This window comes from Bifidobacterium indicum (assembly GCF_036987015.1).
Classification (GTDB): domain Bacteria; phylum Actinomycetota; class Actinomycetes; order Actinomycetales; family Bifidobacteriaceae; genus Bombiscardovia; species Bombiscardovia indica.
Genome location: NZ_BTXM01000001.1, coordinates 634,114 through 656,757, shown reverse-complemented (window position 1 = coordinate 656,757; position 22,644 = coordinate 634,114). Strand labels below are relative to the sequence as shown.

Here is a 22,644-nt window from a genome sequence, read left to right as displayed (position 1 = left end):
CTCACTGACCCCACATGGGGTCGATCTGTTCGGGGGAGCGTCCGTAGAGCTCCGCCAGCCGAAGGACCAGCTCGTCCCTGATGACCAGTTCCAGGTCCATTCCGTCCCTGGCCTTGTGCTGGATGGGCATACGGTATAGGACGATTCTTGGAGGCAGGCCCCTGCCAGCGGGGAAAGACCGGGAATAGAGGCCGGAGGTCCCATCCCATGGTGTCGGGTCCGAGGGGGGAACATCCTCCACTGCGAACTGGACGGGTTTGACCAGGTCGGGCCAGCCCACGTTCAGTCTGCGAATCTGGGCGGCCACCAGATCGTCGAAGACCCCGCACCTGGTGCGGTATCCGGGTAGGCGGGTGCCGAAGGTCGGTCTGCGGATGCCTCGTCCGTGGCTGTTGCGGTAGACGGCCCGACGCCAGGGCGGCAGCTCATGTGTCATGGTACCTACCATAGCCGTCGGCCGGGCGGGGCGGTCTCAGGGTGTTCGGTACCATTGTCTGGATTGATCGTGATGCAAGGAGGATCCATGGCAGCAGGCGATGGCGATATCAAGGTGCCCCGGTGGCGTGATCTGGACTTGGATTCGGTCTGTGGCAAGGCGGATGTGCTGGCCTTTGACCTGGATAACACCCTGGCCCTGTCCAAGACCAGGATGGATGAGATCATGGCCCGTCATTTTGCCGCATTGACACGTCTGCGTCCGGTGGCCATCATCTCCGGCGGTCGTTTCCGCCAGTTCCGGGATCAGATCCTGGATGCTCTGCCCCCGGATACCGACAGGGCGCGCCTTCACCTGATGCCCACCAGCGGCACGCGGTACTACCGGTGGCAGGATGGCGACTGGGACCAGGTCTATGCCCATGACCTGAGTCAGGCGGACCGTCAGGCCGCCATCGCCTCCTTGGAGAAGCGTGCCCGGGAGCTGGGCGACTGGGAGGAAGACACCTGGGGTCCACGGATCGAGGACCGGGGGAGTCAGATCACCTTCTCCGCCCTGGGCCAGGAGGCCCCGGTCCAGGCCAAGGAGGCCTGGGATCCGGACAACAGCCGCAAGGACCGTCTGGCGGCGGCCGTGGCGTCCGACCTGCCTCACCTCCAGGTCCGTTCCGGCGGGTCCACCAGTGTCGACATCTCGGCCAAGGGGATCGACAAGGCCTATGCGGTCTCCACTCTGGCCCAGATCCTTGGGGTCGGTGTGGACGGGATCCTCTTCGTTGGTGACCGCATGGATCCCGATGGGAACGACTATCCCACGGCGCTTGCCGGTGCCATGGCCGTGAGCGTGGCCAATCCGGCCGACACCCTGGACCTGATCCAGGCCATGGAGTCCCGCCTGGCACGTTGACGCACACCCTCGTTTCCCGGGATTTCCAGCGGATTGACGGTGCTTGTCTTGATGCATGGGATTTCCTCGTTCCGTGATGCAGGGCGCCGCCTGCGGCCTGCGGATGGTCCGGGAGGTTGAGGGTCTCATCCTGCCCAGGGGATGTGCCGGCTGCGACCTGCCCGATACCCTGCTCTGCCCTGATTGCGCCCGGCTGCTGACCTTGCCGGTCTTTTCCGATGCCCCCGCCTTTGCCTTGGGCAGGGCTCTCGCCTGTGGCCCATATCTTGGACCGGTCAGGCGGACCCTCCTGGCCTGGAAGGACCACGATGATCGCGCCCTGGACCGCCCGCTGGGGTGTGCCCTTTCCATCCTGACTGCGCGTCTCCTGGCAGGCGGTCAGCTCCTGTCCCACCTGCCAGGGGTGGCGAATGCCCCCATCCTGGTCGTCCCGGCCCCCTCATCGCCCCGGTCCCTGCGTAGGCGTGGGCGTGCCCATCTGGATCCTGTGGCCGCTGCGGTGGCTGGGACCTTGACGAATCTGGGTCTGTCGGCGGTGGTCTCCCACAGTCTGGTCATGCGGGGCATCCGCGGGAAGTCGGTCGCGGCCGGTGGCCGTTCCGACCGTGCCAGCAGGGTCTCGGGCAGCATAGCGGTCAGGCAGACCGCCTCCTTGGCCGGGTACCCGATTCTGGTCGTCGATGACATCATCACGACTGGTTCGACAATCAGACAGTGCGCCCGCGCCCTGACCCGGGCCGGAGGGTTCCCCCTGACCGCCCTGGCCCTGGCTGCCGCGCCCCAGGCCGATTCGGTGACTTAGCGGGCGTAGGCCACGGCCATCTCGTCCCATCGGGTGGTGGGCCTGGGGGAGAGGATGTGCCGGTTCATAGACCAGGTGGCACCGCTGTCGTCATCATGGCGTCCCCGTCCGCGAACGCCCCCGTATCCGACCCCCACCCGGAAGGGGCCGAAGCGTTGCGATGCGGCTTCCAGGACCTCGCCCAGCTGGTGGGTGTCTCGGGCTGCGCCCAGTCCGTCCAGCGTGTGGAAGTCCTTGGCATCGCTCAGCTCCAGGAGGACCACACCGGCCCGGACGTACCGGGCATGGGGGTCCACCCGCCCCTGGAGCGCCTGGCTCGCCGTCCGGGCGATGACCAGGGGATCATCGCTGGGATCCTCCAGGGTCACCATCCTGCTGGTAGCGGTGAACTGCTGGGGGGCATAGGGGCTGGTGGAGCAGAAGACCTTGATCTTGGCACAGAGGCTGTGCTGACGGTGGAGCCTGTGGCAGGCCTTCTGGGCGTATATGCTCAGGGCCTGGGCCAGGGAGGCATACCCCTCCACCGGGTGGGAGAACATCCGTGAACACAGGATCTGCCCGGTTCGCACCCCCTGGTCGGCGTCGGCCCCTGCCTCGATGCAGGCAATCCCGCGCAGCTCCAGGACCGTACGTTGGACCAGGACGGAGAAGCGTCGCTTGATCAGGACAGGATCGGCATTGCGCAGGTCCAGGGCGGTGACGATACCCATGCCCAGCAACTTCCTGGTCAACCTGCGGCCCACCCCCCAGACATGGTCGATGGGAACGGATGCCAGGGCGCGGTCCCCGTACTCGGCCTCCACCTGGTCCCAAAACGTGATTCCATTGCCGCCGGGATGGTCCTTGGCCCAATGGTTGGCCACCTTGGCCAGGGTCTTGGTGGGGGCCACCCCCACGCTGACGGGGATGCCGGTCGACCGCAGGACCGTGTCGCGCAGGTCCCTGCAGATCCGACCGGTCTTCTGATCGTCCCAGATGCTGGTCATGAAACACTCATCGATGGAGTAGATCTCCTGATCGGGCAGGAACTGCGCCATGACCGCCATCATGCGTCGGGAGAGGCTGGCATAGAGCTCATAGTTGGAACTCCGGGCAACCACCCCGTCGTGAATGGCCCGGTCCCGGATCTTGAACCAGGGGGTCCCATTGGCGATGCCGAGTTCTTTGGCCTCCCGGTTCCTGGCCACCACACAGCCGTCGTTGTTGGAAAGGACCACCACCGGTCTCCCCTCCAGGGAAGGGTCGAAGACCTTCTCGCAGGAGGCATAGAAGGAATTGGCATCCGCCAGGACCATCCGGGGGGCCAGGGCGGTTCCGTCCCCCGGACCCATCGGGGTGTGGCCGCCCTCCTGCTCAGGCATGGTGTCCCCATTCCGCGGTGGGGTAGACGGGCTGGAAGTGGTGTGCCTTCCTCCCGGCTCCGCCCTGTCGTGCGGTGGTGGTTCCGTCTCCCCGCCTGGCGGCTGACCCCTGCCTGCCCGGATAGGTGACCTGGGGGAGGGGACGGGATCCGAAACCGCCCGGGGTGTCGACGCGCTGCCAGTGGTAGTTGCCTGTGACCACCCCCCAGATGACCAGGTCCTCGCCGTCCTGGGGGATGAAATCGGGATAGGAGGGGTTCTCGGCATGGAGAATGGTATGTCCGTCCTTCCGGACCAGGCGCTTGACCAGCATCTCGTCATCAAGGATGGCGATGACGACGTCGTCTTGTCTGGGTTCCAGGGACCGGTCCACCACCAGAAGGTCCCCGTCGAAGATGCCGGCCCCGGTCATGGACTCGCCGGCCACGTGGATGATGAAGGTGGAGCTGGGGTGGATGATGACGTTCTGGTCGAAGCTGAAATCCCCGTTGAAGTAATCCTGGGCCACCGAGGGGAAGCCGGCTTGGACGGCCTCCAAGGCCAATGGAACGGGGCTGGGGTTGCCGATGAAGGAGGCCAGGGCATCGACCCTGCAGGTCTTCACGCCTGGGGCATTCGGCAATGGCGACGGGCTGGATGACCTGGACATGAACTCACCTCGGACTCATATGCATTCGAACAAATGTTCGATTCCATTATGGGCCGAGGTGGGGGGTCGCGTCAATGCGGCGAGTCGGAGCGGGAGGGTTACTTCCTGCCGTCGGTCCTTCCGGCAGGGGCCTGGTCGTCCTCATCCTGCTCGATGTGGTATTTGGGCAGGACGATCTCGAAATCAGCCCCCCGGGGGTCATCCACCACTTGGACCTGGCCGCCGTGGAGCTGGGCCGCCCATCGGGCTATGGACAGGCCCAGCCCGGTCCCGCCGGACTCGGTTCCCGGACCGGGCTTGCCCTTGACGAACCTCCGGAAGATGTCGGTGCGGGCCTCGGGCGGTATCTGGGAACCGAAGTTGACCACGTTGGTGACAACGGTCCCGTTCTCCCGGTCCTCGTGGGCCTGGACCAGGACGGTGGTCTCGTCGGCCGAGTGTTTCAAGGCGTTTGATATGACGTTGGTGAAGAGCTGGCGTAGTCGGTCCTGGTCGCCCTCCATCGTGATCCCATCCTCCAGGTCCACCTGGATGTCGTGGGCGTGCCCGGCGTCGGCGATGGCCAGGGGTTCTATGGTTTCGTCGATGAAGTCGGCGAAGTCGAAGTTCTCGATCCGCAGACTGGCGGCACCGGCCTCCATCCGCGAAAGGTCCAGGAGGAAGGCGATCAGGTCCGAAAGGCGGTGGGTCTGGTCAAGGATTCCCTCCAGGTTGGCCGGCGTGGGCTCGGTCACCCCGTCCGCCATGTTCTCCACCATGGCCTGGAGGGCCGATACCGGGGTTCGCAGTTCGTGGCTGACGTTGGCCACCATGTCACGGCGCATCTGGTCGGCATGCTGGAGTTCCTCGGCCATTTCGTTGAAGGAGAGGGCCAGCAGGCCGACCTCGTCACGGCTGGAGGAGGCGGCATGGACCCGGACCGTATAGTCCCCGGCGGCCATCGCCTCGGCCGCATCCCGCATCTGTCTCAGCGGGGCCGTCAGCCCCCGGGAGAAGAAGTAGGTGATGCCCAGGGCCACAACAAGGGTCAGCGGCATGGCGAACCATCCGCTCCAACCCATCTTGAGCAGGAACCAGGCCATGACGAAGGCGATGGCGGTGGCGATGATGATCAGGACACTCAGTTCCACCTTCAGGGAGGCGAAGCTGCCGATGGGGCGCTCGCGGTCAACCCGTTCCCTCAGGGATGAATTGGTGTGTCGGGTTTTCCTGTCTGTCATGCCCTACTCCCTTACATGCGTGGACCCGGGCCATCCCGTCCGGGGACCCGGGTCCACAACTCTGCCACTGCCCTACAGCATATACCGCAACTAGTCCTTCTGCCCATCCTCCGGGGGCTCGAAGGCGTAGCCCACCCCGTGCACGGTCCGGATCATCTGGGAGCCCAGCTTGTGACGGAGGGCCTTGACGTGGGAGTCCACCGTTCTGGTACCCGAGGCGTCGACCCAGTCCCAGACCTCTTCCAGGAGCTTCTCCCTGGTCAGGACGGACTTGGGCTTGCGGGCCAGGGTGGCCAGGAGGTCGAACTCGGTAGGGGTCAGATGGACCTGTTCCCCCTGGAGGGTGACGATGCGCTGGGCCGGGTCGATGACCAGGGTCCCGAAGTCCAGGACCTTCTCGTTCTCGGAGTTCTTGGCGATGACCTTGGCCCGCTCCACCCGACGCAGGAGGGCCTTGCAGCGGGCGATCAGCTCGCGCATGGAGAAGGGCTTGGTCATGTAGTCGTCGGCCCCGGCACCCAGACCGGTCACCTTGTCGGCCTCGTCGTCCCGGGCCGTCAGGATCAGGACCGGGACCGGGCGCTCGGCCACGATCCGCTTGGTGGCTTCCAGACCATCCATGATCGGCAGCATGATGTCCATGATGACCAGGTCGGGCTTGAGCTGCGAAGCCGCCTGGACGGCACTGGCCCCATCCGAGGCTACACGGGCGGTCCATCCCTCGGCGGTGATGCGTTGGGCGATGGCGGTGGCCAGGGTCGGCTCGTCCTCGACCACCAGGATGGTGCTTGGTGTTGTGTAGCGGCTTGTGTTTCTGATCATGCCTACCTCTGTTTTCGGTCTGTGTACTTCACAAGGCGGATACCCGCACCTTGAGGCGGTTCCGGTTCCTCTTCAATCACGTCGTTTCTTATAAGGATAGTCGTCTGCCGGTTTCAGTTGAAGCCTTTACCTGGGCGAATACTGTGCAGGCCCCGCACGAACCGGCAGACCCTGCCCAGCCTCCTGGAACAGCCGATATACCGGGGCCTGCAAGTCCATGCCAAATGACAATATTACATGGTACTTTATAGACTCGTCTTGGAGGATACATGGGTTACAACGTCGGTGATATGGTCGTCTATCCGCGTCATGGAGCCGCCAGGGTCGATGCCATCACCGAACGGACGGTCAAAGGAATCACCCGGAAGTACCTCCAGCTCACCGTTCTCTCCTCGGATGGCCTGGTCATCAACGTTCCCATCGACAACGCCAAGAAAGTCGGCGTCAGGGACATCGTGGATGCCAAGGAGGTGGCCAAGGTCTTCGAGATTCTCCGCACCCCGGTGGTGGAGGAGAAGGAAATGAACTGGTCGCGTCGCTACAAGCTGAACGTCGAGAAGATCGCCACCGGTGAGGTCAACAAGATCGCCGAGGTGGTTCGCGACCTCTCCCAGCGTGACGTGGATGAGCACGGGCTCTCCGCGGGCGAGAAGCGGATGCTGATCAAGGCCAGGAAGATCCTCACCTCCGAGATCGCCCTTTCCGAGAAGTTGGATGAGGACGAGGCCCAGCGTCTCCTGGATGTCAACCTGGGCTACGCCGCGCCCCAGCCCGGAGATGAAAAGCACCACAGCAAGTCTCCCAAGGAGCCGGCCTCCCGTACCCTGGCCAGGGTGGCCGAAGAGGCCAGCAGGGCCAAGGGCAAGGGCAAGGCGAAGCGGTAGGTCCCCGGTTTGGCTGTGGCGGGGGAGGATTCGGATCCGATGAGCCGGGATCTATCGACCGGTTTGGGTTTCGACGCCCATAGATTCGCCGCACCGGACCGGCATCGCCCCCTCTGGTTGGCCTGCCTGCAATGGAATGACGGCACGCCGGGAATCGAGGGCGATTCCGATGGCGATGTCGCCGTGCATGCCCTGATTGATGCCCTCCTGTCGGCGGCACATCTGGGCGATATCGGTACCCTCTTCGGCCTGGGACCGCAATCGAAGGGCGCTGGCATGCATGGTGCGGAAATGTTGTGCTCCACGTCCGCATACCTTCATGAGCATGGTTGGTCCCTGATGAATGCCTCGGTGATGGTGGTGGCCCAGCGTCCCCATCTGTCTCCACGACGTGACCAGGCCCAGGCGGCCATGACGGAAGCCTTGGGCGCCCCGGTTTCCCTGACGGCCACCACGACCGACGGGCTGGGGTTCACAGGCCATGGAGAGGGGATCGCCGCCATGGCAACCACCCTGGTTTCGCGCCTGCCCAGGTCCTGAATCCGTCTGTTTGCCACATCCGGGAAGGTGGTGGTGACTGGGTGGCGTCCGGCGGGCCGGGTCTTTCCCTCAGCCCCTGATGGCCTCCCAACCCTTGCTCATGGCCCAGAAGAGGGTGGAGAGGGTCACGATGATGAAGCTGGGAGGGGCCGGAAACATGGCCGAGAGGACCAGTCCGCCCCAGATGGAGACCAGACAGATCAATCCTGATACCAGCATGGCCTTGAGGGGTGATGCCACGATGATGTTGGCCGTGGCCGCTGGGGTGATCACCAGGGCGAAGATCAGCAGGGTCCCCACGGCCGGAACGGCGATGGTGATGACCCCGGCCATGATGGCCATGAAGGTCAGGTTCATGATCCCTATTGGCACCCCCCTGGCCTGGGCCACCTGCTCATCCAGGGAGCTGAAGAGGAGGGGGCGGTAGATCACCGCCAGAACGGCCAGAAGGATCAGGTCGAAGATCAGGAAGCCGATGACCTGCCCCCTGGTGATGGTCAGGATGGATCCGAAGAGGATGGACTGCATCTGTTGGGAAGCCGAGCTGGACATCCTGGCGAAGAAGAGCCCCAGGCCCGTGGCGAAGGCCAGAACGGTGCCGGTGGCGATTTCCCGCTGGGAGGCCCTCTTGCCCAGGGCGCCGATGACCAGGGCCCCGCCCAGGGCGAAGAGGCCCAGTCCTGCGGAGACCGGGAGCCCCAGAAGGACGGCTCCGGTGGCCCCGGGCAGGCCTATGTGAGCCAGGGCATGGGCCGCGAAGGTCGAATGACGGGCGATGGTGAAGTAGCCCATGGCACCGGCGGCGATGGCTATGAAGAGCCCGGCCAGGATGGCGTTGACCATGAAGGGTGCCGTCAGGGTGTCCATCCAGTGCGGGTCGATGATGCTGGTCTTCATGAAATTCCTCTCCCTGCCCTAGTCCCGCTTGCCTGTTGACGCATCTTCGGGTGTCCGGTCGGCCGCCGGATGCCGGGGGTGGAGGTTGACCACCTCGCTGGCCTTGAACCGGTCGTGCGCCATGCCGGCCGGCTCGTCCATGTCCGGGGCCACGAACATGTCCCCCTGGGGGGTGGTGACCACCTCGACCCTGGTCCCGTACAGGTGGGTCAGTAGGTCTGAGTCCAGGACATCATCCATGCGGGCGTAGTGGGGGTGTCCGTCCAGAAGGTAGACCGCTCCGGTCAGGATGGGGAGGAGCATGTTCAGGTCATGCGCGACCACCTGGATGGTCATGCCCAGTTGGTGGTTGAGCCGGGCCAGGAGATGGACCGTGGCCCGTTGGCTGGCCAGGTCAAGGTTGGCCAGGGGCTCATCCAGCATGAGGAGCTCGGGGTCGCAGACCAAAGCCTGGGCGATGGCCACCCGCTGTCGCAGTCCGCCGGACAGTTGGGAGAGGCGAACATGGGCCCTGTCCTCCACTCCGACGAAGCGCATGGCCTGGCGGGTGCGTTCCCTGTCCGATCGGCTGACCGGGTGGATGCCGAAACGGGTTCCGGTCAGCCCCAGGAGGACGGACTGCTCGGCCGTCAGGTTGGAGTCGATATCGGAGGTGTAGCTCTGGGGGACGTACCCGATGTGGTCATTGGCCTGGCCGGCCGGCCGCCCCAGGACCTCGAGCCGCCCCCTGGAGAGGGGGAGGAGACCCAGTTCGGTCTGCATCATCGTGGTTTTCCCGGTCCCGTTGGTTCCCACGATGGCGGTCACCGTGCCCTTGGGGATGGAGAAGGTCCCGTCGGACCAGATAAGCCTGCCTGAGCGTTCTACTGAGGCATGGTCGAAGATGATGCAGATATCCTCCTGCTTCGTGTTCTCGGACATGTCCTCTTCCCTGACTGTGCCTGCCTCCTACCAGGGGTTCCCGGAGGAATGCAACGTGGCGGATGGCCGGAGCTTAATGAATATTGTTCTCATTATGCATCCTGACCGGGACCTTGCCCGGTCGGCAGAGGAACGATGAGGATTCGCCGGCTGCCGAACATGCAAATCACGGAATGACGATGAGGGCGGTCGGGGATGATCCGAGTCGCCCCCTGGTACAGACTGCTGCCCGTTTATGGAAACCCGGAGGAAGTGGTTGGGCCTTGGGGCTAGGCTGGTCCTCCATATACACGGATGGTCCAGGACCGTCCACATGGAAGAAGATCCCCTCATCCCTCGGGAGTGCAGGGGCGGAAAATAAGAGGGAGTCGGGCTTTGACGGCATTGAAACTGGACGGGAAGGCGGCGGCCGCACAGGTCAAGGAAGACCTGCGTCAGCGGGTGAAGCGTCTGGCGGCGGCAGGGTCGCGGCCCGGCCTGGGAACCATCCTGGTGGGTGACGATCCGGGTTCCATGAAGTACGTCGAGGGCAAGCACAGGGACTGCCAGGAGGTGGGCATCAGGTCCATCCGGGTGGATCTGCCCGGGGACGCCGATGCCGACCGGATCACCCAGGCGGTGCGATCGCTGAACGAGAACCCCGACTGCACCGGCTACATCGTCCAGCTGCCCCTGCCCGAGGGGGTTGACCCCACGGCCGTCATCGACCAGATCGATCCGGTCAAGGACGCCGACGGGATGCATCCCTACAATCTGGGTCAGCTGGTCCTCCACACCGACGGGAGGGTGGCCACCCCTCTGCCCTGCACCCCCCGCGGAATACTCTGGCTGCTGGACCACTACGGAATCGACCTGAATGGCAAGGAGGTCTGTGTCCTGGGCAGGGGGCTGACCGTGGGCCGCACCGTGGGGCTGATGCTGACCAACCGGTCGGTCAATGCCACCGTGACCCTCTGCCATACCGGCACCCCCGACCCGGCATCCGCCATGCGGCGTGCGGACCTGATCATCGCGGCGGTGGGGCAGGCTGGTTTTGTCAGGGCCGGGGACGTCAAACCGGGAGCGGTCCTGGTCGACGTGGGCGTCTCCCGGGTCTGGGATGAGGACCAGGGGCGGTGGAGGATCAAGGGCGACATCGATCCGGCCGCCCGTGAGGTCTGCTCCGCCTATACCCCCAACCCCGGTGGGGTAGGACCCATGACCAGGGCCATGCTTCTGGCCAATGTGGTCGATACGGCGGAGCGCCAGGCCGGTCTGTGACCAATGGGATGGTCCCTGGGCGACACGCCCGGTCTTTGGCGGTGAAAATGACCTCGGTCTCGCCTAGTATGGAAATTGTTCGTGCCTGAGTGCAGGAACTTCATAACTTAATACGGAAAATTATCAACCCACTATACAAGAAACAACTCAATTAATGGCAGAGAATAAGAAGGAAGTTCCCCAGGTCGCTATCAACGATATCGGCACCGAGGAAGACTTCATCAAGGCAGTCGATTCCACTATCAAGAACTTCGAGGATGGGGATCTGGTCGAGGGCACGGTCGTCAAGATCGATCACGACGAGGTTCTGCTGGACATCGGCTACAAGACCGAGGGTGTCATCCCCTCCCGTGAGCTTTCCATCAAGAAGGACGTCGATCCCGACGATGTGGTCCAGGTCGGTGACACGATCGAGGCTCTGGTCGTCACCAAGGAGGACAAGGAGGGTCGTCTGATCCTCTCCAAGAAGCGTGCACAGTACGAGCGCGCCTGGGGCGATATCGAGAAGATCAAGGACGCTGACGGAGTTGTCGAGGGCACTGTCATCGAAGCCGTCAAGGGCGGCCTCATCGTCGACATCGGTCTGCGTGGCTTCCTGCCCGCCTCCCTGGTCGAGATGCGTCGTGTGCGCGATCTCTCCCCCTATATCGGTCAGAAGATCAAGGCCAAGATTTTGGAGCTGGACAAGAACCGCAACAATGTGGTCCTCTCCCGCCGCCAGTACCTGGAGGAGACCCAGTCCGAGGTTCGCGAGACCTTCATGGCCCAGCTCAAGAAGGGCCAGATCCGCGAGGGTACGGTCAGCTCCATTGTCAACTTCGGCGCCTTCGTCGACCTGGGTGGTGTGGATGGCCTGATCCACGTCTCCGAGCTCTCCTGGAAGCACATCGACCACCCCAGCGAGGTCGTCAAGGTGGGCGACAAGGTCACCGTCGAGGTCCTGGACGTCGACATGGACCGCGAGCGCATCTCCCTATCCCTCAAGGCCACCCAGGAAGATCCCTGGCAGCGTTTCGCCCGGACCCACGTGCCCGGACAGATCGTCAAGGGCAAGGTCACCAAGATCGTCCAGTTCGGTGTCTTCGTCTCCGTCGAGGACGGCATCGAGGGCCTGGTCCACATCTCCGAGCTGGCCAACCGCCACGTGGAGAACCCCGAGACCGTCGTCAAGCAGGGCGAGGAGATCTTCGTCAAGGTCATCGACGTCGACCTGGATCGCCGCCGTATCTCCCTCTCCCTCAAGCAGGCCGATGATTCGGTCGATCCCTCCTCCGAGGACTTCGATCCTGCAATCTACGGCATGCCCGCCGAGTACGACGAAGAGGGCAACTACAAGTACCCCGAAGGTTTCGATTCCGAGACCAACGAGTGGATCGCCGGTTACGAGAAGCAGCGCGAGGAGTGGGAGGCCCAGTACGCGGCCGCTCACGACCTCTGGGAGCAGCACAAGGCCTTCGTGGCCAAGGAGCTGGAGAACGCCGAGGCTTCGGCGGCCGAGGACAGCAAGTCCGCATCCGCTCCCGCCGCCTCCAACGGTCATGGTGGTCAGCACCAGGGTGCCGAAGAGGCCACCAACTACAGCTCGGAGGCCAACTCCGAAGGTACCCTGGCCTCCGATGACCAGCTGGCCGCCCTGCGCGAGCAGCTCCTCAAGGAGAAGCAGTGAAGCCAGTCCGTTCCCGGGGCCGCCAGGCCTGACTGAGCGACAGCGGTTGAAAGGTCCGGTCTATGACCGGACCTTTCTGCATCCGTGCAGGCATATCGTGGGCGAAAGGTGCCTCCTTGTCCGGCAGGTGCAGGTGTGGCCGTCTCGGTGGCTCGCGGCCAGGTTGGCGGTCCGCTACCTGGCTACGCGGGGCTGGGGCTGGCCGGTCCGGGCGGGTTTGGACCGATCTTCGCGGGTGGAGGGGAGTGGAATCGGTCCATGCGGTTTTGTGTCTGCGCGGATGGATTGCCCGTGGGTATCCTTGGACCGGCGCGACCTTGCGAGGAGGGGATCTGATGATACGGGTGGGTCTGACCGGCGGTATCGCCGCAGGTAAGAGTACCGTCTCGGCTCGCCTGGCCAAGGACGGGGCCAAGGTGATCGACTATGACCGTCTGGCCCATCAGGTCCTGGATCCGGGAGGCCCGGGGGTTGCCCCCGTTCTGAGGCGGTTCGGCCGGGAGTGTGCCGATGCACATGGCGGGGTGAACCGTGCGGCCCTGGCCTCACTGGTCTTTGGAGGGGGCGGGGCCGATCAGGCCAGGCGGGACCTGGAAGCCATCGTGCATCCCCTGGTCTATGACCTGGCCGATCAGGCTGAGGGGCCATGGCGGAATCATCCCCTGGTGGTGGTTCACGATGTCCCCCTCCTGGCCGAGGCCCATGACACCATCCCCTTCACCTTCGACCATGTCATCGCCGTGGAGGCCCCGGACGACCTGCGGATTGCGCGTATGGTGAATCAGCGGCATATGACCTGCAGCCAGGCTGTTGACCGGATGGATTCCCAGACATCCCAGACCGTTCGACGTCGCCTGGCGGACCTGGTTGTGGATGGGTCCGAATCAATCGAACACATGTTCGAGTCTGTTGATAGGATATATGAACGGCTACGGTCCGAGGCGGACCGCCTCCGCTGACCTTCCGCCCGGAGGGTCAGGCAGGAATCCCGAAGGGAGATTCATGGGTTTCAACATCGAGCGCACCAACAAACCTTTCGTGGTGAAGTCCCCCTACAAGCCATCGGGCGACCAGCCCGAGGCCATCGAGGAGCTGGCCACCAGGATCGAGAACGGTGAGAACGATGTCGTACTGATGGGTGCCACCGGAACCGGCAAGACCGCCACCACGGCCTGGCTGATCGAGCGCCTTCAGCGTCCCACCCTGATCCTCGAGCCCAACAAGACCCTGGCCGCCCAGCTCTGTGCGGAGTTCCGCGAGCTCATGCCCGACAACGCGGTCTCCTACTTCGTTTCCTACTATGACTACTACCAGCCGGAGGCCTACATACCCCAGACCGATACCTACATAGAGAAGGATTCCAACATCAACGACGATGTGGAGCGTCTGCGCCACGCCGCCACGGCCAACCTCCTGACCAGGCGGGACTGCGTGGTCGTGGCCACGGTCTCCTGCATCTACGGCCTGGGTACGCCCGAGGAGTACGCCGGCAGGATGCTCTTCCTCCATGAGGGTGACCAGATCAACCGCGACGACCTCCTGCGCAAGTTCGTCGACATGCAGTACAAGCGCAACGACATCGCCTTCACCCGCGGCACCTTCCGGGTCCGGGGCGACACGGTCGAGATCATTCCTGTCTACGAGGAGCTGGCCGTCCGCATCGAGTTCTTCGGGGACGAGATAGATCGGATCTCAACCCTCCACCCCCTGACCGGTGATGAAATCGCCCATGAGAGCTCGGTCCACATCTTCCCGGCCTCCCACTATGTGGCGGGCCCGGAGCGGATGGAGCGGGCCCTGAAGACCATCAAGGAGGAACTGGATTGGAGGGTGGGGGAGCTCCGCAAGCAGGGCAAGGAACTCGAGGCCCAGCGTCTGACCATGCGCACCACCTATGACCTGGAGATGCTGACCCAGATCGGCACCTGCTCCGGAGTGGAGAACTACTCCCGTCACTTCGATGGGCGAGAGCCCGGCACCGCCCCCCACACCCTCCTGGACTTCTTCCCGGACGACTTCCTCCTGGTCATTGATGAGTCCCATGTCACCGTTCCCCAGATCGGTGCCATGTACGAGGGGGATGCCAGCAGGAAGCGCACCCTGGTCGAGCATGGTTTCCGACTGCCCTCGGCCATGGATAACCGGCCGCTCAAGTGGCCCGAATTCCTGGATCGGGTGGGTCAGACCGTCTATCTTTCGGCCACGCCGGGAGATTACGAGGTCGGGCTCTCGGACGGGGTGGTGGAGCAGGTCATCCGTCCGACCGGACTCCTTGACCCGGAAATCGAGATCCGACCGGTCAAGGGTCAGGTGGACGACCTGCTGGATGAAATCAAGACCCGCGTGGCCAAGAACGAGCGTGTTCTGGTCACCACCCTGACCAAGAAGATGGCCGAGGACCTGACCGACTACTTACTGGAGCGTGACATCAAGGTGGAGTACCTCCACTCCGATGTGGACACCCTGCGTCGCGTCGAACTCCTGCGCGAGCTCCGTGAGGGGAAGATCGACGTAATCGTCGGCATCAACCTCCTGCGCGAGGGTCTGGATCTGCCCGAGGTCTCCCTGGTGGCCATCCTGGATGCCGACAAGGAGGGCTTCCTGCGCTCCTACCGGTCCCTGATCCAGACCATCGGCCGTGCCGCCAGGAACGTCTCCGGCAAGGTCATCATGTACGCCGACGAGACCACCGACTCCATGGATAAGGCCATCAGCGAGACCAACCGGCGCCGGGCCAAACAGATCGCCTACAACCAGGAACACGGCGTCGATCCCAAGCCCCTGATCAAGAAGATCAGCGATGTCAACGACATGCTGGCCAAGGAGGATGTGGACACCCAGACCCTCCTGGAGGGCGGATACCGGAATGCCAACAAGGCCGGCAACTCCCACCTGGACGTACCCATCTACGACAAGGAGGAGGCCGACAAGCGCCACCAGGAGATCCTCTCGGCCGGCCTGCCTGCCCAGGACCTGGCCGACCTGATTCGCCAGCTCAGCGACCAGATGCATACGGCGGCCCAGCAACTCCAATTCGAGTTGGCCGCCCGGCTCCGCGACGAGATCAAGGACCTGAAGAAGGAACTGCGGCAAATGACCGAGGCCAGCAAGTAACCCGATTCAGACTTACGGAACCTGATGGGGGGGGGGTGGGACCTGGCCAGGATGGCTGGCCCCACCCCCACACTGTCTGCTTTGCCCACTAGACTCGACCACTATGACCGAGACTCCTGTGCCCTTCATGGTGGTGACCCTGGCCGTTCTGGCCGTCTTTTTCGTGGTGGACCTTCTGGTCATCGGACGGCGTCCACACGTTCCCTCCACTGGCGAATGCCTCCGTCACATCGCCTTCTTCGTGGTCATGGCCCTGATTTTCGGCGGTCTGGTCTGGTGGGTGTCAGGGTCCGGACCGGCCATCGAGTTCTACTCCGGCTGGCTCACCGAGTACTCCCTCAGCATCGATAACCTCTTCGTCTTCGTCATCATCATGGGCAACTTCGCCGTTCCCCGGGACCTGCAGAAGTACGTCCTGAGCATCGGTATCACCATCGCCCTCGTCCTGCGCGGCATCTTCATCCTGGCCGGCACGGCCCTGATCACCCGCTTCACCTGGGTCTTCTTCATCTTCGGTGTCTTCCTGCTCTACACGGCCTGGTCCATGGTCTCCGGCAAGGGCGAGGAGGACGAGGAGTACCACGAGAACGGCCTGATCAAGGCACTGAGGAAGGTCATCCCCATCACCAATGAGTACGACGGGGAGCACCTGCGCATCACCCGGAATGGGACCCGTTTCTTCACCCCCCTCCTGGTGGTCTTCCTGGCCATCGGGACCACGGATGTCATGTTCGCCTTCGACTCCATTCCCGCCATCTTCGGCCTGACCAAGGACCCCTTCATCGTCTTCACCTCCAACGTCTTCGCACTCCTGGGGCTCCAACAGCTCTACTTCCTTCTGGGATCCCTCCTGGACAAGCTGATCTACCTGCCCTATGGCCTCGCCGTGGTCCTGGCCTTCATCGGGGTCAAGCTGATCATGGAGGCCCTCCACGGCAATACTCTGCCCTTCATCAACGGAGGCCACCCCTTGGAGGCGGTTCCCGAGATTCCCACCTGGCTGTCCCTCCTGGTCATCGTCCTGGCCATCGGCATCGCGGCCTTGGCCAGTCTGATCAAGTCGCGAGGTCAGAGGGAACCCTCGATTGAGGAGGCTCCAGCATCTACGGCAAACCTAGGCGGAAAGTAGACTGTTAACGCTAACGGGAAAGACTGGTCCTTATCCTGAGGACACGGTAGAATAGGCGTGTAAGGAAATCACGGGGGTCCCTTGCGGCCTCCACTACAAGACCTATGAACAGGCAGGCATTACATGCACAAAGCCAAGATTGTGGACACTATCGGACCGGCTTCGGAGTCGCTGGAGAACATCACCAAGCTCGTTGAGGCGGGTATGGATGTGGCCAGGCTGAACCGTTCGCACGGCACACCCGAGGACCATCTCAAGGTCTACAACAATGTGCGTCAGGCCAGCAGGGAAACAGGTCGCAACGTGGCAGTCCTGGTTGATCTCCAGGGCCCGAAGATTCGCTGTGGCTGGTTCAGGAAGAATGAGCAGGGCGAGGACAAGGTCCAGCTCAAGAGTGGTCAGGAGTTCATCATCACCACCGATGACATCGAGGGTGACGAGCACATGACCTCCACCACCTTCAAGGGCCTGCCCGGCGACTGCCACCCCGGGGATCCCATCCTGATCGATGACGGCAAGGTCCGCCTCGAGGTCACCAAGATCGAGGGTAACAAGGTCTACACCAAGGTCGTCGTGGCCGGCCCTGTCTCCTCCCACAAGGGCATCAACCTGCCCGGCGTTGCCGTCAGCCTGCCGGCACTGACCGAGAAGGACGAGGATGACCTGCGCTGGGGCATCCGCACCGGAGCCGACATCATCGCCATGTCCTTCGTCCGGTTCGCCACCGATATCGATCGCGCCCATGAGATCATGGACGAAGAAGGTCGCCGCATCCCGATCGTGGCCAAGATCGAGAAGCCCCAGGCCGTCGATAACCTGGAGGACATCGTCAAGGCCTTCGATGGCATCATGGTCGCCCGTGGCGATATGGCCGTCGAGATGCCTTTCGAAGAGGTGCCACTGGTCACCAAGCGCTGCATCGAGCTGGCCCGTCAGTACGCCAAGCCGGTCATCGTCGCCACCGAGGTCCTGGGCTCCATGGTCCATTCGCCGGTCCCCAGCCGTGCAGAGGCCTCCGACTGCGCCAACGCCGTGCTGGATGGTGCCGACGCGACCATGACCTCCAACGAGACCGCCGTCGGCGACTATCCCGACACCACGGTCTCCACCATGGCCCGGATCTCCGGTTACGCCACCACCCATGGTTTCGACAGGATTCCCAGCCTGCAGAACTTTGACATGTCCGACTCGGGCGCAGTCTCCTCTGCTGCCGTCGACCTGGCCGACAAGCTCAACGCCAAGGCCATCGTCGCCTTCACCCAGACCGGCAACACGGTACACAGGATCTCCCGTGAGCGTCCCGCGGCCCCGATCTACGGCCTGACCACCAACGAGCACACCTTCCATTGGCTGGCGCTGAGCTGGGGCACTGAAGCCTTCCTCTGCGAGGACGACTACCACGACTTCACCAGGATCAACCTGATGAAGTATGTGGACAAGGCCCTGAAGGCTGCCGGCAAGGTCGAGGATGGAGACCAGCTGGTCGTCCTGAGCTGCGCCCAGGGTGAGTACGAGCCCGGCAACACCGATTCGATCTACGTCCACAAGGTGGGCGTGACCGAGTGAAACGGTCCTGAATAAGGCGAGTGCCCGGTTTCCCCAAGCGGGGAAGCCGGGCACTTTATTGATCGACCCCGCCAGGCCGGTCGTCAGTGCAGGTCCGAGAGGCCTATCTTTGCTCTGAGCACGGCGATGGTGGTCTTCGCGTCCAGGATGGTGCCGGCGATCACCATGTCATAGGCCTCGTCGACGGTGAAGAGCCGCACATCCTGGTGGGGAGTCTCCGGTGCCAGACTGGCCGGGGTGACCGGGGTCAGCCCCTCCGCATAGAAGAGTGTGGTGTGCTGGGTGGAGAAGCTGGGTGTGTTGATGAAACGGGCGAACTGGTTATAGGATGCCGCCACATATCCGGCCTCCTCGCGCAGGCGTCTGGTGGCCACATCGATCGGGGCCTCCTTGTCGTTCAGGGGGTGCCCGGCGGGCAGCTCCAGGGTCCACCTGTGGGTGGGGAGGCGATACTGTTCCACCAGGGGGATCCGCCCGTCGTCGGTGATGGCCAGGACCGCTATGGTGTCGCCGTTCTTCTCACTGACGATGCTTCGGTCGAACTGCTCATTGTCGCTGGAGGCATAGGTAACCCTGTCGACGCTGAAATAATGGGAGTCCATGATCTGCTTGCGCGATTTTTCTTCGACAGGGGATGGACGCCACGGATCGAACCGCCTATAGATCTGGCTGGTCATCATGCTCTCCTTTGATAGATGAAAGAGAAAAAACCACTATGTTTGTATTGTAAGGCTGAATCAACACGGAAACACTTGCTTCGTCTTTAAAGTATGATAAATTCACTGAGGAATGGAAAGCCCCCGTATCCCAAGTGGTAGAGGAAACGGCCTCAAAATCCGTGCAGTGTGAGTTCGAGTCTCACCGGGGGCACGATAAAACGAACCCCGTGCTCACGTCATCCGTTCGGCTGATGGGAGCACGGAACATGATGAAACGAGGTTGAAAAGTGGCTTCAGATATTGAGGACCGCGATGATTCCCACAAGGGGCGCACCGTCGTCGTGGCAGAGGATGAGGCTTTGATCAGGCTCGATACCGTTGAAGCCCTTGAGGATGCCGGATACGACGTGGTCGGTCAGGCCGCCAGTGGCCAGGAGGCCATCGACCTCACCCGTGAGCTGCGCCCCGACGTGGTCGTCATGGATGTCAAGATGCCCGGCACCGATGGAATCACCGCCGCCACCGAAATCGGCAAGGAGAATCTCGCCCCGGTGGTCATGCTGACGGCCTTCTCCCAGCAGAGTCTGGTCGAAAAGGCCGCCGATGCCGGTGCCATGGCTTATGTGGTCAAGCCCTTTGCGCCGGAAAAGCTCCTGCCTGCCCTTGAGGTGGCCATCTCGCGATTTGATCAGATCAATGCGCTCAAGGAGGAAGTCACCGACATGAAGGCCCGGTTCGAGGCCCGTAAGCGGGTCGACAGAGCCAAGGGCCTCCTCATGGAGAACATGGGTCTGACCGAGTCCGAGGCCTTCCGCTGGATCCAGAAGACCTCTATGGATCGCCGTCTGACCATGCAGGAGGTCGCCGACGCGGTGATTTCTCAGGTCCAAGGTTCAGACAACTAAGCGGTGCATGATGGGCGAGGCCAAGAACCAAGACGGACCAAGCGGTAAACTTCTGGTCGTAGATGGCCATTCCTTGGCCTTCAGGGCTTTCTACGCCCTCCCGGTGGAGAGCTTTACCACATCGACAGGCCAACCGACCAACGCCGTCTGGGGCTTCGCCACCATGCTGGCCGACGTGATCGCCAAGGAGAAGCCCACCCACATGGGTGTGGCCTTCGATGTCAAGGGCGGCACTTTCCGCAACAAGCTCATGCCCGACTACAAGGGCACCCGTGAAGCAGCCCCCGACGAGTTGCTCTCCCAGCTGCCCCTGATCGAGAAACTCCTGGACGGGCTTGGCATCACCTATATCATCAAGCCCGGGTACGAGGGCGATGACATCATCGGCACCCTGGCCACCATGGGTGAGGCCGCCAACTTCGACACCCTGGTCCTCTCGGGCGACAGGGATGCCTTCCAGTTGGTGGACGACAGGATCACCGTTCTTTACCCTGGCCACCACTTCAAGAACCTGAAGCACATGACCCCGCAGGCCATCGTCGACAAGTACAAGGTCACCCCGGAGCAGTATCCGGACCTGGCCGCCATGCGAGGCGAGGGGGCCGACAACATTCCGGGAGTCCCCGGTGTCGGTGATGGTTTCGCGGCCAAGTGGATCAATACATATGGCAGTCTGGAGAACATCCTTGACCACGCCGAAGAAATCGGCGGCAAGAAGGGCCAGGCCCTGGCCGAGTACGGGGACCAGGTCAGGCTGAACCGAAAGGTCAACTCCCTGGTGCGTGACCTCGATTTGGGAGTGACGGTCAAGGATCTGGCCTTCGGTACCATACACACCGACAAGGTGGTGCCGGTCTTCGACAGGCTGCAGTTCAGCCCCAATACCCGCAAGAAGATCCTCCGCGGGTTCAATACGGTCGAGGACTATGATTACTCATCCGCCTCGGCAGTGGCAGGAGGGGGGGATGAGATCACCTTCACTGATCCGGTTCAGGACCAGGTGGGTGATACCAAGGCCCTGGAGGAGTGGGTCGACAAGCATCTGCCCGACAAGGAGGGGTCGATTCGTTCGGCCCGCCAGGTCAATGATGCCGCCGACACCCTGAGTCAGGATGTGGATACCAGGCAGTCCGCCGACCGCGACATGGTATGCGCCGAAGCCATGAAGGACCATTGGGTCCTCTATGCGAACGGAACCTCCAGGCATGGCGACTATAACCTCCAGGAGCTCTCCATCCTCTCCATGGACGGCCATGGCATCATGTTCGGGGTGGATGATCTGAATGGGAATATGGTCAAGGCCCTCCAGGATCTGATCGACCATCGCATCGGTTCGTGCGTCGTTCATGGGTACAAGGAGCATCTGCACTTCCTGGAAAGCCGGGGGCTGCACATGCCACTGCCTCTTTTCGATACCAAACTGGCCGGTTACCTGGCCCAGCCCGACTTCCATGCCAACGATGTGGAGGAGGCCGTGGCCCACTTCCTGGCCATTCCGGTCGAGAAAGAGCCCAAGGCCACCCAGGGCAGCCTTTCCCTGGACGGGACCTCCAGCGAGGATGAGGAACACCGTGGGTCCAGGATCCTCCGCCAGGCCCAGTATGTCATGATGCTGGCCGGCCGTCTCCAGTCCCTGATCGACGAGCGGCACCAGTATGGTCTGCTCCGAACCATCGAGCTGCCCACCTCCGGCGTCCTGGCCGAAATGGAGACCGAGGGAGCCAAGGTGGATGACGCCCGCCTCAAGGCCATGCATGACCAGTTCGCGGCTGAGGCGCGTCAGGCCCAGGACATCGCCTGGCAGCGTGCCGGCACCAAGGTCAACCTCCAGAGCCCCAAACAACTTCAGAAGGTTCTCTTCGACGATATGGGCCTGGCTCCATCCCACCGGACCAAGACCGGTTCCTATTCGACCAATGTGGCTGTTCTCCAGGACCTCTACGTCAAGTCCGTCAACAATGAGCGGGCCAACGATTTTCTGGGTGCCCTCCTCAAGCATCGGGAGACCAACAAGCTCAAGCAGATCGTCCAGACCCTCCGTGAGGCCATCAACCCTCAGGATGGGCGTCTCCATACCACATACGAGCAAACCGTGGCCGCCACCGGCAGGCTGAGTTCGGTGGATCCCAACCTGCAGAACATTCCGAACAGGGATGACCGCGGGCGCGAGATCAGGTCCGCCTTCGTCCCCGGTGAGGGATACGAAGCCCTGCTCAGTTCGGATTACTCCCAGGTGGAGCTGCGCATCATGGCCGACCTTTCGGGCGACCAGGCCCTGATCGAGGCTTTCAAGTCAGGCACTGACTTCCATCGGTACGTGGCCAGCCTGGTGTATGACATCCCCATGGACGAGGTCAGCAGTGACCAGCGTTCCCATGTGAAGGCCATGAGCTACGGGCTGGCATATGGACTCAGCACCTATGGACTGGCCCAGCAGCTGAAGATCAGCCCTGCGGCGGCCGATGTCCTCCGATCCAAGTATTTCGCCACCTTCGGGAAGGTCCACGAATACCTGGAGTCCCTGGTGGCTGATGCCCGTGACAAGGGCTACACCGAGACCATGTTCGGTCGACGTCGCTACTTCCCGGGGTTGCGCTCCAACCGGCGTCTGACCCGTGAGGCGGCCGAGCGCGGTGCACTGAACGCCCCCATTCAGGGGTCCGCCGCCGACATCATGAAGATAGCCATGATCAAGGCCAACCGGGCCGTGGACAGGGAGGGTCTGAAGAGCCGTATCTCCCTGCAGATCCACGACGAACTCCTGGTGGAGATTGCGCCGGGTGAGGCTGAGAAGGCCACCAAGTTGGTCAAGGACTCCATGGAACATGCGGTCAATCTTGCCGTCCCTCTGGATGTGTCCACGGGCATCGGCCAGGACTGGCAACTGGCTGCCCACTGATGCCATGA

20 protein-coding genes and 1 tRNA gene are annotated in these 22,644 nt (G+C 62.8%); 13 read left to right on the top strand and 8 right to left on the bottom strand.

Features of this window, described 5'->3' with window-relative positions:
* Position 1: 1 nt before the first annotated feature.
* Positions 2–436, bottom strand: coding sequence for a metallopeptidase family protein (locus tag AACP59_RS02880; protein WP_297317054.1), 435 nt, complete (start codon positions 434–436; stop codon positions 2–4).
* A gap of 87 nt (positions 437–523) precedes the next feature.
* On the opposite strand from AACP59_RS02880, the gene AACP59_RS02875 reads away from it, so the two are divergent.
* Together AACP59_RS02875 and AACP59_RS02870 are read left to right on the top strand one after the other, a co-directional pair.
* Positions 524–1,342, top strand: coding sequence for an HAD-IIB family hydrolase (locus tag AACP59_RS02875; protein WP_297317055.1), 819 nt, complete (start codon positions 524–526; stop codon positions 1,340–1,342).
* Between the two features lie 73 nt (positions 1,343–1,415).
* A complete protein-coding gene (locus AACP59_RS02870) occupies positions 1,416–2,144 on the top strand; it encodes a ComF family protein (protein ID WP_339349768.1) in 729 nt (242 codons plus the stop codon).
* Here the strand turns inward: AACP59_RS02870 and AACP59_RS02865 are convergent.
* From AACP59_RS02865 to AACP59_RS02850, 4 genes are all read right to left on the bottom strand, one after another.
* On the bottom strand, positions 2,141–3,505 hold the full coding sequence (locus tag AACP59_RS02865; protein ID WP_339349766.1) for a Y-family DNA polymerase: 1,365 nt from the start codon (positions 3,503–3,505) through the stop codon (positions 2,141–2,143). The genes AACP59_RS02870 and AACP59_RS02865 overlap by 4 nt on opposite strands.
* Positions 3,498–4,109, bottom strand: a complete 612-nt coding sequence (locus AACP59_RS02860) for a LexA family protein (protein WP_297317057.1) — start codon at positions 4,107–4,109, stop codon at positions 3,498–3,500. The genes AACP59_RS02865 and AACP59_RS02860 overlap by 8 nt, the downstream gene beginning before the upstream one ends.
* Before the next feature lie 143 nt (positions 4,110–4,252).
* Positions 4,253–5,374: a sensor histidine kinase gene (locus AACP59_RS02855; protein ID WP_297317058.1), complete on the bottom strand. Its 1,122-nt coding sequence runs from the start codon at positions 5,372–5,374 to the stop codon at positions 4,253–4,255.
* Positions 5,375–5,464: 90 nt separating this feature from the next.
* Positions 5,465–6,196, bottom strand: a complete 732-nt coding sequence (locus AACP59_RS02850) for a response regulator transcription factor (RefSeq protein ID WP_297317059.1) — start codon at positions 6,194–6,196, stop codon at positions 5,465–5,467.
* A gap of 269 nt (positions 6,197–6,465) precedes the next feature.
* Between AACP59_RS02850 and AACP59_RS02845 the strand changes: the two genes are divergently transcribed.
* Together AACP59_RS02845 and ispF are read left to right on the top strand one after the other, a co-directional pair.
* Complete coding sequence (locus AACP59_RS02845; RefSeq protein WP_297317060.1) at positions 6,466–7,080, top strand: CarD family transcriptional regulator; 615 nt, start codon at positions 6,466–6,468, stop codon at positions 7,078–7,080.
* A 39-nt stretch (positions 7,081–7,119) separates the two neighbouring features.
* Positions 7,120–7,620, top strand: coding sequence for a 2-C-methyl-D-erythritol 2,4-cyclodiphosphate synthase (gene ispF, locus AACP59_RS02840; protein WP_297317061.1), 501 nt, complete (start codon positions 7,120–7,122; stop codon positions 7,618–7,620).
* 69 nt (positions 7,621–7,689) lie between these two features.
* On the opposite strand, the gene AACP59_RS02835 is transcribed toward ispF, so the two are convergent.
* Both AACP59_RS02835 and AACP59_RS02830 read right to left on the bottom strand, forming a co-directional pair.
* Complete coding sequence (locus AACP59_RS02835) at positions 7,690–8,517, bottom strand: metal ABC transporter permease (protein WP_339349764.1); 828 nt, start codon at positions 8,515–8,517, stop codon at positions 7,690–7,692.
* 18 nt (positions 8,518–8,535) lie between these two features.
* Positions 8,536–9,438, bottom strand: coding sequence for an ABC transporter ATP-binding protein (locus AACP59_RS02830; RefSeq protein ID WP_339349763.1), 903 nt, complete (start codon positions 9,436–9,438; stop codon positions 8,536–8,538).
* A 375-nt stretch (positions 9,439–9,813) separates the two neighbouring features.
* Here AACP59_RS02830 and AACP59_RS02825 point away from each other — a divergent pair, with 375 nt between their 5' ends.
* The 6 genes from AACP59_RS02825 (at position 9,814) to pyk (ending at position 18,173) form a co-directional block, all read left to right on the top strand.
* Positions 9,814–10,698 (top strand): bifunctional methylenetetrahydrofolate dehydrogenase/methenyltetrahydrofolate cyclohydrolase, encoded by an 885-nt coding sequence (locus AACP59_RS02825; RefSeq protein WP_297317064.1) that lies wholly within the window; start codon positions 9,814–9,816, stop codon positions 10,696–10,698.
* Between the two features lie 154 nt (positions 10,699–10,852).
* Positions 10,853–12,364, top strand: a complete 1,512-nt coding sequence (gene rpsA / locus AACP59_RS02820) for a 30S ribosomal protein S1 (RefSeq protein WP_297317065.1) — start codon at positions 10,853–10,855, stop codon at positions 12,362–12,364.
* Positions 12,365–12,699: 335 nt separating this feature from the next.
* Complete coding sequence (gene coaE / locus AACP59_RS02815; RefSeq protein ID WP_297317066.1) at positions 12,700–13,323, top strand: dephospho-CoA kinase; 624 nt, start codon at positions 12,700–12,702, stop codon at positions 13,321–13,323.
* A 43-nt stretch (positions 13,324–13,366) separates the two neighbouring features.
* Positions 13,367–15,478, top strand: a complete 2,112-nt coding sequence (gene uvrB / locus AACP59_RS02810; protein WP_339349762.1) for an excinuclease ABC subunit UvrB — start codon at positions 13,367–13,369, stop codon at positions 15,476–15,478.
* 103 nt (positions 15,479–15,581) lie between these two features.
* On the top strand, positions 15,582–16,607 hold the full coding sequence (locus AACP59_RS02805; RefSeq protein WP_339349761.1) for a TerC family protein: 1,026 nt from the start codon (positions 15,582–15,584) through the stop codon (positions 16,605–16,607).
* 123 nt (positions 16,608–16,730) lie between these two features.
* Positions 16,731–18,173, top strand: coding sequence for a pyruvate kinase (gene pyk, locus AACP59_RS02800; protein WP_339349759.1), 1,443 nt, complete (start codon positions 16,731–16,733; stop codon positions 18,171–18,173).
* An 83-nt stretch (positions 18,174–18,256) separates the two neighbouring features.
* Here the strand turns inward: pyk and AACP59_RS02795 are convergent, their stop codons facing one another.
* On the bottom strand, positions 18,257–18,850 hold the full coding sequence (locus AACP59_RS02795) for an NUDIX domain-containing protein (RefSeq protein ID WP_297317077.1): 594 nt from the start codon (positions 18,848–18,850) through the stop codon (positions 18,257–18,259).
* A 119-nt stretch (positions 18,851–18,969) separates the two neighbouring features.
* On the opposite strand from AACP59_RS02795, the gene AACP59_RS02790 reads away from it, so the two are divergent.
* The 3 genes from AACP59_RS02790 (at position 18,970) to polA (ending at position 22,636) form a co-directional block, all read left to right on the top strand.
* Positions 18,970–19,043: transfer RNA gene (locus AACP59_RS02790), tRNA-Leu, on the top strand.
* 76 nt (positions 19,044–19,119) lie between these two features.
* On the top strand, positions 19,120–19,737 hold the full coding sequence (locus AACP59_RS02785) for an ANTAR domain-containing response regulator (protein ID WP_297317070.1): 618 nt from the start codon (positions 19,120–19,122) through the stop codon (positions 19,735–19,737).
* Positions 19,738–19,747: 10 nt separating this feature from the next.
* Positions 19,748–22,636 (top strand): DNA polymerase I, encoded by a 2,889-nt coding sequence (polA, locus tag AACP59_RS02780; protein ID WP_339351152.1) that lies wholly within the window; start codon positions 19,748–19,750, stop codon positions 22,634–22,636.
* The last annotated feature ends 8 nt before the right edge of the window (positions 22,637–22,644 follow it).

Excerpts from the sequence above, each read along its gene's own strand:
- AACP59_RS02880 (WP_297317054.1), bottom strand. The coding sequence starts at position 436 with ATGACACATGAGCTGCCGCCCTGGCGTCGGGCCGTCTACCGCAACAGC.
- AACP59_RS02875 (WP_297317055.1), top strand. The coding sequence starts at position 524 with ATGGCAGCAGGCGATGGCGATATCAAGGTGCCCCGGTGGCGTGATCTG.
- AACP59_RS02865 (WP_339349766.1), bottom strand. The coding sequence starts at position 3,505 with ATGCCTGAGCAGGAGGGCGGCCACACCCCGATGGGTCCGGGGGACGGA.
- AACP59_RS02855 (WP_297317058.1), bottom strand. The coding sequence starts at position 5,374 with ATGACAGACAGGAAAACCCGACACACCAATTCATCCCTGAGGGAACGG.
- AACP59_RS02850 (WP_297317059.1), bottom strand. The coding sequence starts at position 6,196 with ATGATCAGAAACACAAGCCGCTACACAACACCAAGCACCATCCTGGTG.
- AACP59_RS02845 (WP_297317060.1), top strand. The coding sequence starts at position 6,466 with ATGGGTTACAACGTCGGTGATATGGTCGTCTATCCGCGTCATGGAGCC.
- ispF (WP_297317061.1), top strand. The coding sequence starts at position 7,120 with ATGAGCCGGGATCTATCGACCGGTTTGGGTTTCGACGCCCATAGATTC.
- AACP59_RS02835 (WP_339349764.1), bottom strand. The coding sequence starts at position 8,517 with ATGAAGACCAGCATCATCGACCCGCACTGGATGGACACCCTGACGGCA.
- AACP59_RS02830 (WP_339349763.1), bottom strand. The coding sequence starts at position 9,438 with ATGTCCGAGAACACGAAGCAGGAGGATATCTGCATCATCTTCGACCAT.
- rpsA (WP_297317065.1), top strand. The coding sequence starts at position 10,853 with ATGGCAGAGAATAAGAAGGAAGTTCCCCAGGTCGCTATCAACGATATC.
- coaE (WP_297317066.1), top strand. The coding sequence starts at position 12,700 with ATGATACGGGTGGGTCTGACCGGCGGTATCGCCGCAGGTAAGAGTACC.
- uvrB (WP_339349762.1), top strand. The coding sequence starts at position 13,367 with ATGGGTTTCAACATCGAGCGCACCAACAAACCTTTCGTGGTGAAGTCC.
- AACP59_RS02805 (WP_339349761.1), top strand. The coding sequence starts at position 15,582 with ATGACCGAGACTCCTGTGCCCTTCATGGTGGTGACCCTGGCCGTTCTG.
- pyk (WP_339349759.1), top strand. The coding sequence starts at position 16,731 with ATGCACAAAGCCAAGATTGTGGACACTATCGGACCGGCTTCGGAGTCG.
- AACP59_RS02795 (WP_297317077.1), bottom strand. The coding sequence starts at position 18,850 with ATGACCAGCCAGATCTATAGGCGGTTCGATCCGTGGCGTCCATCCCCT.
- polA (WP_339351152.1), top strand. The coding sequence starts at position 19,748 with ATGGGCGAGGCCAAGAACCAAGACGGACCAAGCGGTAAACTTCTGGTC.